This window comes from Pseudokineococcus lusitanus (genome assembly GCF_003751265.1).
Lineage (GTDB): Bacteria > Actinomycetota > Actinomycetes > Actinomycetales > Quadrisphaeraceae > Pseudokineococcus > Pseudokineococcus lusitanus.
The window spans coordinates 424,975-440,208 of record NZ_RJKN01000003.1; the positions used below are offsets into that span (position 1 = coordinate 424,975).

The following is a 15,234-nucleotide window of genomic DNA, read 5'->3' on the forward strand; positions in this document are numbered from 1 at the left end:
ACCGTCCGGGGACGTCGTCGTCCCCAGCACGAGGGGTGCGGACCTCCCCGGCAGGGAGGTCCGCACCCCTCGTGGCGGAGCGGTAGGACAGTACCCGTCAGCCGTTGACCGTCACGTCGGCGGCGTTGACCCGGGTGAAGACGCTCACCGAGACGTCGCCCACGTTCTCCGACCAGACGAACTGCTCCAGGCCGAAAAACATCGGGATGATCGGCATGTCCTCGAGGAGGATGTCCTCGGCCGCGTTGTACGAGGCCACGGCCTCCTCCGGGCTCGCCGCCTGGTTGCCCTCGGCGATCGCCGCGTCGAAGTCCGGGTTCACGTAGAAGGCCGTGTTCGAGCCGTTCGGGGGCAGGGCCGCCTCCGAGTACAGCGGCTCGAGGTAGTTCTGCGCGCTCGGGTAGTCCATGACCCAGCCGAGGCGGAACGGGCCGGTGAAGCCCTTCTCGTCGGCGAGGGGCAGGTACTGCGAGAAGTCGAACTCACCGCGGAGGGTGTAGTCGACGCCGAGGTTCTCGCGGAGCTGGTTGCCGACGGCCTGGACCCAGGCGTCGTGGCCGGCGCCGGAGTTGAACCACAGCTCGACGGGCTGGCTGCGGTCGAAGCCCGCCTCGTCCAGCTTGGCGTTGGCCGCCTCGACGTCCAGCTCGCAGTAGGTGCAGGCGCCCTCGCGGTACCCGTCGACGACGGGGGCGACGGCGGCGTCCGCCGCCGTGCGCGTGCCCTGGAAGATCGCGTCGACGATGGCGTCGCGGTCGATCGCCTGCGAGAAGGCCTGGCGGACCAGGGGGTCGGAGTAGCGCTCGTCGTACGTGGGGAAGCCCATGTACGTGAAGGAGCTGGACTCGGCCTCGTCGAAGCGGTCGCCGAACTCGTCCTGCGCCGTGGCGATGGCGTCGGGCGGGATGGGCGCGACGACGTCGAGGTTACCGGCCTGCACGTCCGAGTAGGCCGTGTTGATGTCCGTGTACACCCGGAACTCGACGCCGCCGGACTTGGCCGGCTCGCCGGCGTAGTCGTCGTAGCGGGTCGTCGTGATGCCGACGCCCTGCTGGAACGGGTCGGAGGCCTGGAACGGGCCGTTGCCGATGGGGGCGGCGGACGCGCCCGCCTCGGGGTCGGCGAGGAAGGTCTCGGACAGCGGGTAGAAGGCCGTGTAGCCCACCGTCGTCGGGAAGATGGAGAAGGGCTCGGTGAGCTTCACCGTGAAGGTCGTGTCGTCGACGACCGTGAGGCCGGACATCTCCGTGGCCGTGGGCTCGGCGACGACGTTGCCGTCGGCGTCCGTCTCGGCCTGGAGGGCGTCGTAGCCCTCGATGTTGGCGAAGAAGTAGGAGCCGCCCTGCGCGTTGGTCGACAGCGCCGTGTAGTTCCACGCGTCGACGAAGCTGCTGGCCGTCACGGCCGAGCCGTCGTGGAAGGTCCACCCGTCGTTGAGCGTGACCGTCCAGGTGATGTTGTCGTCGGACTCGATCGACTCCGCGACGCCGGTGTACTCGACCTCACCGGTGTCCGAGTACTCGACGAGACCCGTCCAGAGCGAGTCGACGACCTGGCCGCCCTCGGTCTCCGACGTGTTGCCGGGGACGAGCGGGTTCTCGGGCTCGCCGATGTACATGCTCCACGTGCCGTCCGGGTTGCCGGCGGCGCCGTCGCCACCGCCCCCGCCGGAGCCCTCGTCGCTGCTGCCGCCGCCGCAGGCGCTGAGGGCGAAGATGCCGGCCGTGGCGACCGCCAGCGCTCGCGTGGTCCGTGTGGGGACACGCATGGGAGTTCCTCCTCGTGGGTGGGTAGACGCCGCGGGCGCGCTCGGCGTCCTTGGCTGGGGAGGACGATAAGCACCCTGGGGGCACGAGCAGAACACCGCACCCCGTACCCGCACGGATGAGACCAGACCGCAACATGGCCGTGACACGTCACCGGGAGGTCGCCGGGGAGCCACCCGGACGGCGTCGGGGAGCTGCCTGGGCGCCGTCTGTGACGGTGCAGGAGACCCGTCCGGGACGGTCGACGCCCGGTGCGTGAGCTGCTCAGGAGACGGGAGGCCGGTGCTCCTCGACGGAGTTCGCGGGCTCGTCGCCGCCCCGGCCGAGGCGGCGTGCCCTGACCTTGTCGGCACGGGCGAGGAGCCCCTCCTCCCGACGCTCCCTCAGCTGCTCCCGTAGGGACCGGGCGTGACCCGCCACGGCGTCGCGGGCGCCCCCGGCCAGCTCGCCCGCGTCGTCGACGAGGGCGCGAGCGGCGGAGCCCCACGAGACCGCCTCCAGCAGCGACCCTCCGAGCAGCTCCAGGTCGGCGTGGGTGGCGAAGTCGGCGACGCTGCGGTTGACGTCGTTGGCCCCCCGCGTCACCTGCTGGGCGCTGAAGGGGTTGGCGACCCGGTCGACGTTGCGCAGCACCGCGCTGTCGCGGACCGACGTGAGGACGGCCTCGAGCCCACGGCCGACCCGACGGGCGCGCTCTGCCCTGGCCGCCCTGATCCCCTGGTGGTGGGCGTCGAGCTGCGCGGGCTCCGCGTCGGCGACCCTGGCCAGCTCGAGCACGTACTGCCGGTCCTGCAACGCCATGGCCCGTGCCAGGACGCCGAGCCAGAAGACGACCTCGGTCTGCGCGTCCTTGAGGGCCCGCGCGGCCGCGTCGGTGTCCCCGACGTGGCGGCGCACCCGGTCCGCCAGGTCGTCGAGCTGTGCGACGGCCTCTGCCTGCATCGTCTGGAGGGCGAGGGTGTTGGCCTGCACCTTGGACCAGGTCACCGACGAGACGGTGCCGGTCTCCGTGTAGATGGCGTGGGCCTCCTCGAGGGCGAGCGTCACGCCGCCGAGCTGCCCCGTCACCTTGAGCTTGCGCTGCTGGAGGAGGCGGTCGAGCTTGGCGTCGATGACCTCGAGGTACTCGGTGATGTCGTCGAGCGCGGCCTCGAGGGCGGCCTGCGTCGCGAGGGCGGCGAGGGCGGCCGGCGCGGCGGGGGTGAGGAGTGCGGCCTTGTCGAACGTCAGGTGCTTGAGGATGCGGCCCCGGTCATCCCGGACGACGCCCGCCGCCACCTGGCGGATCCCCGCCTTGTCGAGGTAGTCGACCGACTCCTTCGTCAGCTTCACCCATCGGCCGCTCGCCGCCCCCACCTGGGAGGCGACGCCCAGCGCCTGCCCGGCGAGCACGAGCGTGCGGCTCGCGACCTTGCGCGGCCGCACCCCCTCGTGACGGTCGAGGGCGGCGAGCGCCCTCTCCGGGCCGAGGAGGAGCAGCCCCCCGTCGGCCTCGATCACCGTGATGCCCCCGCCGGCGTCCGTCGCGCTCGTGGAGCGACTCTGCCAGTGCGCTTCCCGTCGCACGGCCGAACGGCACGGTCGAGCGGCGGGAGGCGCTGCATCAGACGTTGAAGCGGAACTCCACGACGTCGCCGTCCGCCATGACGTAGTCCTTGCCCTCGATGCGGACCTTGCCGCGGGACTTCGCCTCCGCGTGCGAGCCGGCGTCGACGAGGTCGTCGAAGGACACGACCTCGGCCTTGATGAAGCCGCGCTGGAAGTCGGTGTGGATGACGCCCGCCGCCTGCGGGGCGGTCCAGCCCCGGCGGATGGTCCAGGCGCGCGACTCCTTGGGGCCGGTCGTGAGGTAGGTCTGCAGGCCGAGGGTCGAGAAGCCGACGCGGGCGAGCTGGTCGAGGCCCGACTCGGTCTGGCCGGTCGAGGCGAGCATCTCGGCGGCGTCCTCGGGCTCGAGCTCGACGAGCTCGGACTCGACCGCGGCGTCGAGGAAGACGCAGCCGGCGGGGGCGACGAGCGCCTCGAGCTCGGCGCGGCGGGCCGTGTCGCCCAGCCCGGCCTCGTCGGTGTTGAAGACGTAGACGAAGGGCTTGGACGTCAGCAGCGTCAGCTCGGAGAGCAGCGCCAGGTCGACGCCGGCGGCGGTGGCGCCCTGGAAGAGCGTCGTCCCGCGCTCGAGCACCGCGATCGCGCCCTGGACGGCGGCGAGGACGGCCGGGTCGGCGCGCTTGCCCTTGACGTCCTTCTCCAGCCGCGGCACCGCCTTCTCCAGCGTCTGGAGGTCGGCGAGGACGAGCTCGGTGGCCACGGTGTCGATGTCCGCGGCCGGGTCGACGCGCCCGTCGACGTGGACCACGTCGGGGTCGGAGAAGACCCGGACGACCTGGCAGATGGCGTCCGCCTCGCGGATCGTCGCGAGGAACTGGTTGCCCAGGCCCTCGCCCTCGCTGGCGCCCTTGACGATCCCGGCGATGTCGACGAAGGAGACCGTGGCCGGCACGACCTTCTCGCTGCCGGAGATGCCCGCGAGCACGTCGAGGCGCCGGTCCGGCAGCGGCACGACGCCGACGTTGGGCTCGATCGTCGCGAACGGGTAGTTCGCCGCGAGCACGTCGTTGCGGGTGAGGGCGTTGAAGAGGGTGGACTTGCCGACGTTGGGCAGTCCGACGATGCCGAGGGTGAGCGCCACGGGAACGAGACCCTACGCGGGGCGGGAGGGTGGCACCGGCCCCGCGCCCGCCGAGCCCGGTCCCGCGGGGCGCCGGTGCACCTGGACGCTGTACGCGTCGCCCGGCGCGGCGGGCGCCCCGTCCCAGCCCGCCCACGCCTGCACGGGCTCGAGGCCCGCGGCGGCGCACCACCGCGCCAGGTCGCCGGGCGCCACGTGCCGGTCCGCCGCGAAGCCGGCGACGAGGATCCCGCCGGGCACGAGCCGGCCGGCCAGCCGGGCCACGACGTCGGCCTCCGTCCCGGGCGTGAGGTAGACGACGACGTTGCCGGCGAGCACGACGGCGTCGAACGGCGCGCCGAGCTCCTCCGCCGTGAGGGCGAGTAGGTCGCCGTCCACCCACCGCAGGTGCGGGGCGGCGCGGCGGGCCTCCGCGAGCATCGAGGCGTCGAGGTCCGCGCCCGTGGTCCGGTGCCCGCGCCGCGCCAGCTCGACGGCGACCCGCCCCGTCCCGCAGCCGGCGTCGAGCACGCGGGCGCCCGGCGGCAGGAGCCTGTCGACGAGGGTGGCTTCGCCGTGGACGTCTTCCCCCGCCGACGCGAGGTCCGCGAAGCGCTGCGCGTACTGCGCGCCGGTCGTCCCGCCCGTCTCGGCGAGCCAGCGGTTCTCGGGCGTGCTCATCCCGCGATGCTCCCAGGCCGCGGGGATGCTCCCGCCCGCCGCCGCCCGGGCGCCCCGGGCCCGCTGCCGGGGGTGGCTGTCGGGCGTGGTTGTCGGGCGTAGTTGTCGGGGGTGCCTGCCAGGCTCCGCGGCATGGAGACCGCGGGCCTGCTCGTCGTCGTGCTCGTGCCGCTCGTCGTGGTCCTCGCCGTCGGCGCGGCCGCGGCGGTGCTGGGGCACCGGGCGGGCGTCCGCCGGGGCGCCGCGGACGCGGCGGCGGCACGACGGGACGACGAGCTGGCGCTCGTGCGCGTCACGGCGGAGCGGGACGCGGCCCTCGCCCGCACCCGCACGCTGGAGGAGTCACGGGCCGACGACCACGACCTCGCGCTCGGGCTCGCCCCGCTGACGAGCGGGCTGGCCCGCGTCGAGCGCACCGTCGGCGTCCTCGAGACCGAGCGCGCCGCGCAGGTCGGGCGCCTCGAGGCGCAGCTCGAGGAGGTGCGGCGCGCGGGCGAGGCGCTGCGCGTCGAGACGGGGGCGCTGGCCGGCGCGCTGCGCAGCCCCACCGCCCGCGGCGCCTGGGGCGAGGTGCAGCTGAGGCGCGTCGTCGAGCACGCGGGCATGCTCGACCGCGTCGACGTCGAGCGGCAGGTGACGGCGCCGGGCCCGGAGGGCAGGCCCGTGCGGCCCGACGCCGTCGTCCGGCTGCCGGGCGGGAAGAGCGTCGTCGTGGACGCCAAGGCCCCGCTGGCGTCGTTCCTCGAGTCCGCGGCCGCCACCCGCGAGGGGGAGGACCCGGCCGCGGCGGCCCGGCGCCGGCAGGCCGCGGCGACGGCGCACGCCCGGGCGCTGCGCGGGCACGTCGACGCGCTGGCCGCCAAGCGGTACTGGGAGGCCTTCGAGCCGTCCCCCGAGATGGTCGTCTGCTTCGTGCCCGGCGAGTCCTTCCTCGCCGCCGCCTGCGAGGCCGACCCGGCGCTGCTCGAGCACGCCATGGGCCGCGGCGTCGTGCTGGCGACGCCGACGACGCTGCTCGCGCTCCTGCGCACGGTGGCCGCCACCTGGCAGCAGGACGCGCTCGCCGGCAGCGCCCGGGCGCTCCTGGAGACGGGCCGCGAGCTGCACCGCCGGCTCGGCGGCCTCGGCCGGGGCGCCGGCGCGCTCGGCCGGTCGCTCCACCGCGCGGTCGAGGACTACAACGGCCTCGTCGGCACCCTGGAGCGGCGCGTGCTCGTCTCGGCCCGGCGGCTCGCCGAGCTCGGCGTCGTCGACGACGACCTGCCGCCCGTCGAGCCGCTCGTCGACAGCCCCCGGCCGCTGACGGCGCCCGAGCTGGTGGCGGACCTGCCGCAGGAGCGACGGCCGGACGACGGCGGGCCCGTGGACCGCACCGCCTGACCCGCGGCCCCGGCCCCGGGGGACGGCGCCGCGGGCGGGCGGGTCAGTGCTGGGCGGCCTTCGCCGCCGCGGCGGCCGAGGCGGCCTTGAGGTCCGCCCGCAGCTCGCGCGGGAGCGAGAAGAGCAGGTCCTCGCTCGCGGTGCGGACCTCCTCGACGTCGCCGAAGCCGCGCTCGGCGAGCCAGGCGAGGACGTCGGTGACGAGGATCTCCGGCACCGAGGCGCCCGAGGTCACGCCGACGGTGCGCACGCCCTCGAGCCAGGCCTCGTCGAGCTCGTCCTTGTGGTCGACCCGGTAGGAGGCCTTCGCGCCGTGCTGCAGCGCGACCTCGACGAGCCGGACGGAGTTGGAGGAGTTGGCCGAGCCCACGACGACGACGAGGTCCGACTGGGGCGCGATCTTCTTCACCGCCACCTGGCGGTTCTGCGTGGCGTAGCAGATGTCGTCGCTGGGCGGGTCCTGCAGCGTGGGGAAGCGCTCCTTGAGGCGCTCGACCGTCTGCATCGTCTCGTCGACCGACAGCGTCGTCTGGCTGAGCCAGACGACCTTCTCCGGGTCGCGCACCGTCACGGCGTCGACGGACTCGGGGCCGTCGACGAGCTGGACGTGCTCCGGCGCCTCGCCGGCCGTCCCCTCGACCTCCTCGTGGCCCTCGTGGCCGACGAGGAGGATGTCGTAGTCGTCCTTGGCGAAGCGGACGGCCTCGCGGTGCACCTTGGTGACGAGGGGGCACGTCGCGTCGATCGTCTTGAGGCTGCGCTCGGCCGCCGCGGCGTGGACCGCCGGCGAGACGCCGTGCGCGGAGAAGACGACGGTGGCGCCCTCGGGCACCTCGTCCGTCTCGTCGACGAAGACGGCGCCGCGCGCGGCCAGGGTCCGCACGACGTGCTTGTTGTGGACGATCTCCTTGCGCACGTACACGGGCGAGCCGTGCAGCTCGAGCGCCTTCTCCACCGCGACCACCGCGCGGTCCACCCCGGCGCAGTAGCCCCGGGGGGCCGCGAGGAGCACGCGGCGGCCCTCGCTGGTCGTCGGGCCGTCGGCGGGGGTCTCGGCGGGGTGGCTCACCCCCCGATGGTACGGCGGCGCTCCCGCCGTGGTCCCGGCCGGAGGCGCAGCCGTCGGGCCGGCCGGCCGGCTCGCCTAGGGTCGACGGGTGCTGACGGCGGGGGGACGACGATGACGCCGCCGCCGGGCCCGACCGACGCCCCGGAGGCCGCGCCCGGCGGGCGGCGCCCGCTCCCGGCCACCGCCGCGGCGACGTCGGCCGAGCAGCCGTGGCCCGTCCGCCTGCTCTCCACGAAGATCGGCGACTACGTCGCGCGCATGTCCCCCGTCTGGGTGGAGGGGCAGCTCGTCCAGGTCACCCGCCGCCCCGGGCAGGCCACCGCCTTCTGCGTGCTGCGCGACGCCGACGTCGACATGTCCCTGTCCGTCACGACGCACGTGCGGGTCCTCGACGCCCTCGGGCCCGCGCTCGTCGAGGGGGCCCGCGTCGTCGTCCGCGGCACCCCGGAGTTCTGGGCGCGGCGCGGCTCGCTGCAGCTGCGCGCCGACGCCATCCGACCGGTCGGCGCGGGTGAGCTGCTCGCCCGGGTCGAGGCGCTGCGCCGGGTCCTCGCCGCCGAGGGGCTCTTCGACGCGAGCCGCAAGAAGGCGCTGCCCTTCCTCCCCCGCGTCGTCGGCCTCGTCTGCGGGCGGGCCAGCGCGGCCGAGCGCGACGTCCTCGTCACCGCCCGCGGCCGCTGGCCGGGCGTGCGCTTCGAGGTGCGTCCCGTCGTCGTCCAGGGCGTCGACGCCGTGGCCCAGGTGAGCCGCGCCGTCGCCGAGCTCGACGCCCTGGACGAGGTCGACGTCGTCGTCGTCGCCCGCGGCGGCGGCTCCCTCGAGGACCTGCTCCCCTTCAGCAACGAGGCGCTGCTGCGCGCGGTGGCCGCCTGCCGGACCCCGGTCGTCAGCGCCATCGGCCACGAGGTCGACTCGCCGCTGCTCGACCTCGTCGCCGACGTGCGCGCCTCGACGCCGACGGACGCCGGGCGCCGCGTCGTCCCGGCCGTCGACGAGGAGCTCGCCGCCCTCGCCGGGGCTCGGCGCCGGCTCCGCCAGGGCGTCCGCACCTGGCTGGACGGCGAGCGCGCCCGCCTCGCCGCCCTGCGGGCCCGGCCGGTGCTGGCCGAGCCGGCGCGCGGGCTGGCCGACCAGCGGGCCGCCGTCGGTGCCGCCCGCGACCGGGGACGGCGGGCCCTGTCCGCCCGCCTGCGCCACGAGGACGCCGAGGTGGCGGGGCTGCGCCGGGCCGTCCGGACCCTCTCGCCCGCGTCGACGCTCGAGCGCGGGTACGCCGTGCTCACCGACGCGGCGGGCCACGTGGTGCGCGACCCGGCGGAGGTCGCGCCGGGCACGCGGCTGCTCGCCCGCGTCGCGGGGGGCGGCCTCGAGGTCGACGCCGTGGGGCCGGCGGGCCCCGGCGCGGACCGCGCGGCCGCCGGGGCGTCGGCCGACGGCCCGCCCGCCGTCGCCCCGCGGGCCCGGTCACGCCGCGCGCCGGCTCCCCCGGCCGCCCGGGAGGCGCCGGGCACGACCGCGGCGCCGGCCCCGGCGCCCGCCCCGCCCACGCCCCCGGCGCCGTCCCCGAGCGCGCCCGACGACGACCCGGGCGCCCCGCCCTATTGACGGGCGGCCGACCGGTGGCGTCCGTGCCCCCGCCTACCCTGGCGGCATGGCCGAGCCCTCCGCCCCCGCCCCCTCCCCCGCCGCGCTGGGCTACGAGGAGGCCCGCGACGAGCTCGTCCGTGTCGTCACCGCGCTCGAGGCCGGCGGGGCGCCGCTCGAGCGCTCGCTCGAGCTGTGGGAGCGCGGCGAGGCCCTGGCCACCCGGTGCGAGGAGCTGCTCGACGGCGCCCGCGAGCGGCTCGACGCGGCCGTCGAGGCCCGCGGCGGCGACCGGGACGCCTGAGGTCGTGGCCGTCGCGACGGGAGGCACGGCCGTCGGCGAGGTGCCCGCCCTCAAGGAGTGGGGCGCCGTCGCCCACGCGCTGCTGGCGGGCCGGCAGTGCCTCCTGCTCCGCAAGGGCGGCATCCACGAACGCCGTTTCGTCGTCGGCGCCCCGCGTCCCGTGCTCTTCCCCACCGTGGCGCACAGCCACGCCGAGGACGTGCGGCCCGAGCACCACGACCTCCTGGCGCCCGGCGCGGCCGACTCGACCGACGAGCGCGTCGTCGTCCGCTGCGCGCTGGCGGTCCGCGCCGTCGTGCCCGTGGAGCGCCCCGAGCACCTCGACGAGCTGGCGCCGCTCCACGTGTGGACCACGGCGTCCGCCGCGCGACGCCTCGACTTCCGCCCCCGCCACCTGCTCACCGCCCTCGTCGTCGAGGCGCGGCCGCTGCTCGTCCCCGTCGAGGTGGCCCGGCGCCCCGAGCACCGTGGCTGCTCGAGCTGGCTCGACCTCGCGGCCGACCTCCCGGGGCGGCCGGCGCTGGGCCCGCCCGCGCTCGACGACGCCGCCCTCGCCGAGGCCGGGCGACGGGTGCGCTCCGCCGTCGGGGGGCCGGGCGACGCCGACCGCTAGGTGTACTGCCCAGGGACAGCTAGGCGGGCGGCTCGGCGGTCGGCGCCACCTGCACGGCGGCCGCGAGCTCGGACAGCTCGGGGACGCCGGCCGTCCCGATCACCGCGTACGTGAGGTCGCCGTCGGTGCGCACCAGCGCCTGGAAGGGGGCGTCGGAACGGCGCTCCGGCGCGCGCGACCACAGCTCCCACGCCTCGCCGTCGACGTCCTGCTCGCCGGCCAGGTCGCCCTCGCGGACGACGTCGCGCACCCACCGCTCCGTCGCGCCCGCGGTGACGCGGATGCCCGCGTAGTCGTCCGACGGCGTGACCCAGCCGACGACCCACGTCGGCAGCCCGTCCGGGCCGGACGGCTCGAGCCGCGCGGCGTTGGGGGTCCACCCCGCCGGCGCGTCCGGGACCGGCACCGCGAAGTCCACCTGCGCCGCAGCGCCCCGGGCGGTGCCGTCGACGTCGACCGGCGGCTGCTCGAGGCGGCCCGGCTGGGGCAGCAGGAGCAGCAGCGGCACGATGAAGGCGCCGAGCGCGAGGAGCGACAGGACGACGTCGCGGGCCGCCTGCCGGGGCCGCGGGCGCTTCGGCGGCGGCACGGGCCGGCCGACGGGGGCTCGGGTGCTCACGCCCCCATCCTCCCCCGGACGCCGCGGCGGCCCGCCGCCGCCCGTCCCGGCCCGCGACCGGGCCGGCGTCGTCGGCCCGGGGACGTGCCGCACCTCACGTCCCCGGACCGCCCGGCGGCCTCGTCGGCCCCCGGTCGGCGGGACCCGCGCCGCTACGCTCCCCGTGCCCCGTCGACGGCCGGGGGCGCCCCGGGCCGACGCCCGGCAGGGCCCCCGACGGACCGTCGACGAGCGCGCCCCGACGACGACGGAGGACCCCCATGACGCACGCCACCTCGCTGCCGCCCTCGCTGGCCGTGGGCCAGCAGGCCCCCGACCGCAACCTCGGGCTGGAGCTCGTCCGCGTCACCGAGGCCGCCGCGATGGCGGCGGGGCGCTGGGTGGGCCGCGGCGACAAGGACGGCGCGGACGGCGCGGCGGTCAACGCCATGCGGCGCCTCATCAGCACGGTTGAAATGGACGGCACGGTCGTCATCGGCGAGGGCGAGAAGGACGAGGCGCCCATGCTCTTCAACGGCGAGCAGGTCGGCGACGGCTCCGGGGCCGCGTGCGACGTCGCCGTCGACCCCATCGACGGCACGCGGCTCTGCGCCCTCGGCATGCCGAACGCCGTGGCGGTCATCGCCGTCGCCGAGCGCGGGGCCATGTACGACCCCAGCGCCGTCTTCTACATGGACAAGCTGGCCACCGGGCCGGAGGCGGCCGACGTCGTCGACATCCGTCTGCCGGTGAAGGAGAACGTCCGCCGTCTCGCGCGCGCCAAGGGCTGCGCCGTCGGCGACGTCACCGTCGTCGTCCTCGACCGCCCCCGCCACGAGGGCCTCGTCACCGAGATCCGCGAGGCCGGCGCGCGCATCCACTTCATCCCCGACGGCGACGTCGCCGGCGCGATCATGGCCGCGCGCCCGGGCACCGGCATCGACCTCATGCTCGGCATCGGCGGGACGCCGGAGGGCATCATCGCCGCCTGCGCGCTCAAGGCCCTCGGCGGCGTCCTCCAGGGACGGCTGTGGCCCAAGGACGACGAGGAGCGGCAGCGCGCGCTCGACGCCGGCCACGACCTCGACCGGGTGCTCACGACCGACGACCTCGTCCGCGGCGACAACTGCTACTTCGTCGCCACCGGCATCACCGACGGCGAGCTCGTCCGCGGCGTGCGCTACGGCGGCGGGACCGTGCGGACGCAGAGCCTCGTCATGCGCTCGAAGTCCGGCACCATCCGGACCGTGGAGAGCGAGCACCGGCTGACCAAGCTGCAGGCCTACGCGGCGGTGGACTTCTCCGGCACGGGCGGGCGGACCGCGTGAGGGCCGACGCCGCGGGCGGCGGCCCGCGCGCGCTCGTCGTCGGCGACACGCTCGTCGACGTCGTCCACCCCGCCGGCGGCGACGCCGGGCCGGTCGAGCACCCGGGCGGCAGCGCCGCCAACGTCGCCCTCGGCCTGGCGCGTCTGGGCCGTCCCGTGGACCTGCTCGGCCGCCTGGCGGACGACGCACGGGGCCGACGGGTCGCCGACCACCTCACCGGGGACGGCGTCCACCTCGCCGCGGGGCTGCTGCCCGCGTCCGACGACGTCCGCACCCCGACGGCGCAGGCGCACCTCGGGGCGGACGGCGGCGCACGCTACGAGTTCGACCTGGCGTGGGAGCTCGAGGCCGACGACCTCGCGTGCATCACGGCGGGCGAGCCGCCGCTGGTCGTCTGCACGGGCTCCCTCGCGACCGCCCTCGAGCCGGGCGCGACCCAGGTGGAGGGCCTCCTCGACGCCCTGCGCCCGACGACGACCGTGGTCCTCGACCCCAACCTGCGCCCGTCGCTCATGGGCACGCCCGAGGAGGTCCGCCCGCGCGTCGAGGCCCTCGTGACGACCTCGGACGTCGTCAAGCTCAGCGACGAGGACGCCGGGTGGCTGTTCCCGGACCGCGACCCGGCCGACGTCGTCCGCTCCTGGCTGGGCCTCGGCCCGGCCCTCGTCGTGCTCACCCGCGGCGGGGAGGGTGCGCTGGCCGTCTGCGCCGCGGGCGAGGTGGACGAGCCCGGCCGGACGGTGGACGTCGCGGACACCGTCGGCGCCGGCGACTCCTTCACCGGCGGCCTCGTCGACGCGCTGTGGTCGGAGGGCCTGCTCGGCGCGGACCGGCGGACGGCGCTGGCGGCCGTCGACCTCGAGGTGCTCGGGCGGTGCGTGGCCGCGGCCACCGACGTCGCCGCCGTCACCGTGTCGCGGCCCGGGGCCGACCCGCCCCGTCGCGACGAGCTGCCCCGCAGCGGCTCCTGACCCCGGCGGGGTCACCGGCGGGGGCGCACCGGCGCGCCCCCCGCGGCCGGGCCGCCCCCTGCCCGGCCCGGCCGCCCGCTGGGGTCCCCCGCGGGGCCCGGCGGCCGGGCCCTGCGGGGGCGTCGTCCTAGACCGCGGCCCCCTCGGCGGCGCGGGCCCGCGAGCGCTCGAGGGCCTCGCGCCGGGCCTCCTCGCTCTCGCGGGCGATCTGCTCGGCCCGGCCCTCGTCCCGCGTGAGGCTCCGGCCCGACGCCGGGTCGAAGAGGTGCAGGCTCGCCGGGTCGAACCACAGGCGCGCGCGGTCGCCGTCGCGCACCCGGCTGCGGGCGTCGAGCGTGACGACCATCTGGTGGCGCATGCTCTCGCCGTCGAGCTCCTTGTCCAGCTCGGCGAGCTTGGCCGCCACCCGCTCGTCCGGCGTGAACGGCACGTAGGCGTAGAGCTCGTTGCCGAGCCACTCCGTCACGTCGACGTCCACCTCGAACGTCGTGCCGCGCTCGGCCCGCGAGCCCTCGAGCACCGAGGCGTCCTCGACGTGCTCGGGCCGCAGGCCCGCGATGAGGAACTCCGCCCCGCGCGCCCGCTCCGCCACCTCCGGCGTGATCTCGACGGAGCCGAAGGGCAGCGTGAGGGTGGTGCCCTCCAGCTGCGCGGGCAGGAAGTTCATCGGCGGGGAGCCGATGAAGCCGGCGACGAAGAGGTTGACGGGCTCCTCGTAGAGCTCGCGCGGGCTGGCGACCTGCTGCAGCTCGCCCTTGCGCAGGACGGCCACCCGGTCGCCCAGCGTCATCGCCTCGGTCTGGTCGTGGGTGACGTAGATGGTCGTCGTGCCGAGCCGCCGCTGCATGCGCGCGATCTCCGTGCGCATCTGGCCGCGCAGCTTGGCGTCGAGGTTGGACAGCGGCTCGTCGAAGAGGAAGGCGTCCGCCTGGCGCACGATGGCCCGCCCCATGGCCACGCGCTGGCGCTGGCCGCCGGAGAGGTTGGCCGGCTTGCGCTCGAGGTGCTCGCGCAGCTCGAGGAGGTCGGCCGCCTCGTTGACCCGCTTGGTCACCTCCGCGTCGGAGTGCTTGCCCTTGGCCAGCCGCAGCGGGAAGGCGATGTTCTCGAACACCGACAGGTGCGGGTAGAGGGCGTAGTTCTGGAACACCATCGCGAGGTTGCGGTCGCGGGGCGCCTTGTCGTTGACGCGCTTCCCGCCGATGGTGAGGTCGCCGTCGGTGATGTCCTCGAGGCCGACGACCATCCGCAGGAGCGTGGACTTCCCGCAGCCGGAGGGCCCGACGAGGATGACGAACTCGCCGTCGGCGATGTCGAGGCTGACGTCGTTGACGGCCGGGAAGCCGTCCCCGTACTTCTTGACGATGTTCTGCAGGGTGATGCCGGCCATGTCGGCTCTCCTTCTCCGCGGTGACTGGGGTGGGCCCGGGCGTCAGCCCTTGACGGCGCCGTTCGTGAGGCCGGCGACGATCCGCCGCTGGAAGACGAGCACGATGATGACGACGGGGATGGTGACGATGACGGCGGCGGCCGACGTCGCCCCCGTCGGCTCCTCGAACTGCGAGGCGCCGGTGAAGAAGGCGAGCGCCGCCGGCACGGGCCGGGACGCGTCGGTCGACGTCAGCGAGATGCCGAAGACGAAGTCGTTCCAGGCGAGGAAGAACGCGATGATGGCCGTGGTGAAGACGCCGGGCACGGCCAGCGGGACGATCACCTTGATGAAGGCCTGCCACGTCGTGGCGCCGTCCACCTGGGCCGCCTGCTCCATGTCCCAGGGGATCTCGCGGAAGAAGGCCGACAGCGTCCAGATGGCCAGCGGCAGGGTCACCGCCAGGTACGGGATGATGAGGCCCGGCCAGGTGTCGTAGAGGCCGATGGTCCGCCAGATGTTGAACAGCGGCGTGACGATGGAGATGACGGGGAAGATCGCCACGGCGAGGGCCGTCGTCAGCAGCAGCTTCTTGCCGGGGAACTGCAGGCGGGAGACCGCGTAGGCGGTGAGCGTCGCCAGCACGACGGCGATGAGCGTCGCGATGAGGGCGATGCCGATCGAGTTCCGCAGGGCCGGCAGGAAGAGCTCGGACGCGTCACCGGTGATGATGAGCCGGTAGTTGTCCCACGTCACCTCGCTCGGCAGGAACTGGTTCTCCGTGAGGCCCGCGTTCGTCTTGAGGCTCAGCGAGAGGATCCACGCCACGGGGAAGAGCGCGTAGACGACGATCGCCGCCCCCGCCACGTACCAGAGCACCTTCTCGCGGGTCGACATGCGCAC

The 15,234-nt window shown here is 75.8% G+C and carries 14 protein-coding genes; 6 read left to right on the forward strand and 8 right to left on the reverse strand.

The window, feature by feature from the left end; all coding sequences use genetic code 11:
* Positions 1-97 precede the first annotated feature (97 nt).
* The 4 genes from EDC03_RS07845 to EDC03_RS07860 form a co-directional block, all read right to left on the reverse strand.
* Entirely contained in the window at positions 98-1,768 is a 1,671-nt protein-coding gene (locus EDC03_RS07845; protein WP_123379617.1) for a peptide ABC transporter substrate-binding protein, read from the reverse strand.
* Positions 1,769-2,030: 262 nt separating this feature from the next.
* Positions 2,031-3,332, reverse strand: a complete 1,302-nt coding sequence (locus EDC03_RS07850; RefSeq protein WP_148058038.1) for a hypothetical protein — start codon at positions 3,330-3,332, stop codon at positions 2,031-2,033.
* Positions 3,333-3,369: 37 nt separating this feature from the next.
* The gene (ychF, locus tag EDC03_RS07855; protein WP_123379619.1) at positions 3,370-4,455 is read right to left on the reverse strand and encodes a redox-regulated ATPase YchF; all 1,086 of its coding nucleotides are present in this window, start codon (positions 4,453-4,455) and stop codon (positions 3,370-3,372) included.
* 12 nt (positions 4,456-4,467) lie between these two features.
* Positions 4,468-5,115, reverse strand: coding sequence for a class I SAM-dependent methyltransferase (locus EDC03_RS07860; protein ID WP_123379620.1), 648 nt, complete (start codon positions 5,113-5,115; stop codon positions 4,468-4,470).
* Positions 5,116-5,247: 132 nt separating this feature from the next.
* Here EDC03_RS07860 and EDC03_RS07865 point away from each other — a divergent pair, with 132 nt between their 5' ends.
* Positions 5,248-6,495 carry a DNA recombination protein RmuC gene (locus EDC03_RS07865; RefSeq protein WP_123379621.1) on the forward strand — a complete coding sequence of 416 codons (1,248 nt, stop codon included), beginning with the start codon at positions 5,248-5,250 and terminating at the stop codon, positions 6,493-6,495.
* A 43-nt stretch (positions 6,496-6,538) separates the two neighbouring features.
* On the opposite strand, the gene EDC03_RS07870 is transcribed toward EDC03_RS07865, so the two are convergent.
* Complete coding sequence (locus EDC03_RS07870) at positions 6,539-7,564, reverse strand: 4-hydroxy-3-methylbut-2-enyl diphosphate reductase (RefSeq protein ID WP_123379622.1); 1,026 nt, start codon at positions 7,562-7,564, stop codon at positions 6,539-6,541.
* A gap of 111 nt (positions 7,565-7,675) precedes the next feature.
* Between EDC03_RS07870 and xseA the strand changes: the two genes are divergently transcribed.
* From xseA to EDC03_RS07885, 3 genes are read left to right on the forward strand one after another with little or no spacing between them, the layout of a single operon-like run.
* Positions 7,676-9,169 carry an exodeoxyribonuclease VII large subunit gene (gene xseA, locus EDC03_RS07875; RefSeq protein ID WP_123379623.1) on the forward strand — a complete coding sequence of 498 codons (1,494 nt, stop codon included), beginning with the start codon at positions 7,676-7,678 and terminating at the stop codon, positions 9,167-9,169.
* A gap of 46 nt (positions 9,170-9,215) precedes the next feature.
* Complete coding sequence (locus tag EDC03_RS07880; protein WP_123379624.1) at positions 9,216-9,452, forward strand: exodeoxyribonuclease VII small subunit; 237 nt, start codon at positions 9,216-9,218, stop codon at positions 9,450-9,452.
* Between the two features lie 4 nt (positions 9,453-9,456).
* Complete coding sequence (locus EDC03_RS07885; RefSeq protein ID WP_241967086.1) at positions 9,457-10,065, forward strand: DUF1802 family protein; 609 nt, start codon at positions 9,457-9,459, stop codon at positions 10,063-10,065.
* Between the two features lie 19 nt (positions 10,066-10,084).
* On the opposite strand, the gene EDC03_RS07890 is transcribed toward EDC03_RS07885, so the two are convergent.
* On the reverse strand, positions 10,085-10,684 hold the full coding sequence (locus EDC03_RS07890; RefSeq protein ID WP_158674236.1) for a DUF4245 domain-containing protein: 600 nt from the start codon (positions 10,682-10,684) through the stop codon (positions 10,085-10,087).
* A 260-nt stretch (positions 10,685-10,944) separates the two neighbouring features.
* Here EDC03_RS07890 and glpX point away from each other — a divergent pair, with 260 nt between their 5' ends.
* The gene (gene glpX, locus EDC03_RS07895) at positions 10,945-11,991 is read left to right on the forward strand and encodes a class II fructose-bisphosphatase (protein ID WP_123379626.1); all 1,047 of its coding nucleotides are present in this window, start codon (positions 10,945-10,947) and stop codon (positions 11,989-11,991) included.
* Complete coding sequence (locus EDC03_RS07900) at positions 11,988-12,962, forward strand: carbohydrate kinase family protein (RefSeq protein WP_123379627.1); 975 nt, start codon at positions 11,988-11,990, stop codon at positions 12,960-12,962. Before glpX ends, EDC03_RS07900 begins: the two co-directional genes overlap by 4 nt.
* A 127-nt stretch (positions 12,963-13,089) precedes the next feature.
* Here EDC03_RS07900 and EDC03_RS07905 read toward each other — a convergent pair whose 3' ends face one another.
* On the reverse strand, positions 13,090-14,352 hold the full coding sequence (locus EDC03_RS07905; protein ID WP_123379628.1) for an ABC transporter ATP-binding protein: 1,263 nt from the start codon (positions 14,350-14,352) through the stop codon (positions 13,090-13,092).
* Positions 14,353-14,394: 42 nt separating this feature from the next.
* Positions 14,395-15,228, reverse strand: coding sequence for a carbohydrate ABC transporter permease (locus EDC03_RS07910; RefSeq protein ID WP_123379749.1), 834 nt, complete (start codon positions 15,226-15,228; stop codon positions 14,395-14,397).
* Positions 15,229-15,234 lie beyond the last annotated feature (6 nt).

Bases quoted from the DNA above. Each gene is read 5' to 3' on its own strand.
- EDC03_RS07845 (WP_123379617.1), bottom strand. From the start codon at position 1,768: ATGCGTGTCCCCACACGGACCACGCGAGCGCTGGCGGTCGCCACGGCC.
- EDC03_RS07860 (WP_123379620.1), bottom strand. From the start codon at position 5,115: ATGAGCACGCCCGAGAACCGCTGGCTCGCCGAGACGGGCGGGACGACC.
- EDC03_RS07865 (WP_123379621.1), top strand. From the start codon at position 5,248: ATGGAGACCGCGGGCCTGCTCGTCGTCGTGCTCGTGCCGCTCGTCGTG.
- xseA (WP_123379623.1), top strand. From the start codon at position 7,676: ATGACGCCGCCGCCGGGCCCGACCGACGCCCCGGAGGCCGCGCCCGGC.
- EDC03_RS07880 (WP_123379624.1), top strand. From the start codon at position 9,216: ATGGCCGAGCCCTCCGCCCCCGCCCCCTCCCCCGCCGCGCTGGGCTAC.
- glpX (WP_123379626.1), top strand. From the start codon at position 10,945: ATGACGCACGCCACCTCGCTGCCGCCCTCGCTGGCCGTGGGCCAGCAG.
- EDC03_RS07905 (WP_123379628.1), bottom strand. From the start codon at position 14,352: ATGGCCGGCATCACCCTGCAGAACATCGTCAAGAAGTACGGGGACGGC.
- EDC03_RS07910 (WP_123379749.1), bottom strand. From the start codon at position 15,228: ATGTCGACCCGCGAGAAGGTGCTCTGGTACGTGGCGGGGGCGGCGATC.